Genomic DNA, 1,286 nt, shown 5'->3' with positions numbered 1-1,286 from the left:
TGGCATGTCCCCAATGAACGGGGCCATCCTGTTTTAGAGTCCTGTTGCCCGTGACCTGGGCGGATAGGACGATGGAAAACATGGCTGGACGGAAGCGGAATTCCGCGGAAGACATCGTGCGCAAGCTGCGACGCGCGGACGAGCTGACTGCGGCGGGTAAGACGCAGGAGGAGGTTGCCGGCGAGCTCGAGGTGTCGGCGGCGACGTTGTACAACTGGCGCCGCCAGTACGGCGGGATGGACACCGATGCGGCGAAGGAGCTCAAGGAGCTGCGTGAGCAGAACAGTCGGCTCAAACGCCTGCTCGCCGACGCCGAGCTGGAGAAGGACGCATTGAGGGAGGTGGCTCGGGGAAAATTCTAGACCCGGCTGCCAAGCGCCGCGCCGTGGACATGCTCGTCACAACGATGAAGTTGTCGAAACGGTTGGCGTGCAGAGCAGTTGGGCTGCCCCGCTCCACCTATGCCCGCACCCCGATCGCGTTGACACCCGCCGATCCTGATGCGGATCTCAGGGCCACGTTACGCATCTACGCGCGCGAACACCCACTGCACGGGTTCCGGCGGGCGTGGGCGCACCTGAGGCACGACCGGGGCGCACTGGTGAACAAGAAGAAGGTGCACCGGCTGTGGAAAGAAGAGGGTCTGCAAGTCCGGATCTACCACCCTCGCAAACGTGCCGGCGTCTCGACGATGCCTCAGATCGACGCGGATGCGCCGAAGGTGGTGTGGGCGCTTGATTTTCAGTTCGATTCCACTGTCGACGGTAAGGCCATCAAGATCTGCTCGATGATCGACGAGCACACCCGGTTGTCGTTGTTGAACATCGTGGAGCGCTCGATCACCGCCGAGCGGTTGACGGTGGAGTTGGACAAGGCGTTCGCATTGTGGGGTGGGCCGCCGCTGGTGCTGAGGATGGATAATGGGCCGGAGTTCATTTCTGCTGTGCTGCAACAGTTCTGCGGTGATCGCATCGGGCTTTCGTACATCCCGCCGGGCACGCCGTGGAACAACGGACACATCGAATCTTTCAACAACCGGCTACGGAAGGAGTGCCTGAACCGCAATCATTGGACGAGTCTCCTCGAAGCGAGGGTGGTGATCGAGGACTTCAAAGACGACCACAACAACCGACACCGGCACTCATCACTGGGCTACCTCACCCCCGCCGAGTACGCTGCCCGATGCAGCCACACCCACTATCTCGTGGAAGGCTGCCAGATCGACTGAGGTCAATCAATCACATACGGCTCTAGAACAAAGTGGTCCGACTATCGGGGACCTGCCA

1 protein-coding gene is annotated in these 1,286 nt (G+C 61.3%); it reads left to right on the top strand.

The annotated features are described in order from the left end of the window. Positions 1–80: 80 nt before the first annotated feature. Positions 81–1,228 (top strand): IS3 family transposase gene (locus BST15_RS20900; RefSeq protein WP_409366548.1). Its coding sequence is split into 2 segments (ribosomal slippage): positions 81–357 and positions 357–1,228, totalling 1,149 coding nucleotides; the frame shifts between segments, so codons are not numbered across the junction. The last annotated feature ends 58 nt before the right edge of the window (positions 1,229–1,286 follow it).

This window comes from Mycolicibacter arupensis, assembly GCF_002086515.1.
Taxonomy (GTDB): Bacteria; Actinomycetota; Actinomycetes; order Mycobacteriales; family Mycobacteriaceae; genus Mycobacterium; species Mycobacterium arupense.
The sequence above is the reverse complement of the archived record's forward strand: the minus strand, read 5'-3'. Positions and strand labels throughout refer to the sequence as shown.